Genomic DNA, 257 nt, shown 5'->3' with positions numbered 1-257 from the left:
TCCGAACACGGTTTGAAAACCTGAAGAAAGCAGGTATTAGCAAGGAACAAGCATGGATGTGGGCAAACACAAGAAAAGGCTATTGGCGTGTAGCCCATAGCCCTATTTTGACGAAAGCTCTATCCAACGAGCGATTCAAACGGATCGGATACCTTAGTTTTAGTGAATGTTATTCTGCGAAATAACGTGTAAACTTTGGAAGCGCCGTATACCGAACGGTACGTACGGTGCTGTGGGAGGTCGGCTGATCAATTAAT

General features: G+C 45.1%; 1 pseudogene. It reads left to right on the top strand.

The window, feature by feature from the left end:
• A pseudogene (locus DOT_RS31450) lies at positions 1–185 on the top strand (group II intron reverse transcriptase/maturase); the annotation flags it as partial.
• Positions 186–257: the final 72 nt, after the last annotated feature.

Origin of the sequence: Desulfosporosinus sp. OT, from assembly GCF_000224515.1 — a bacterium.
Lineage (GTDB): Bacteria > Bacillota > Desulfitobacteriia > Desulfitobacteriales > Desulfitobacteriaceae > Desulfosporosinus.
This window is presented reverse-complemented; position numbering and strand designations above follow the sequence as displayed.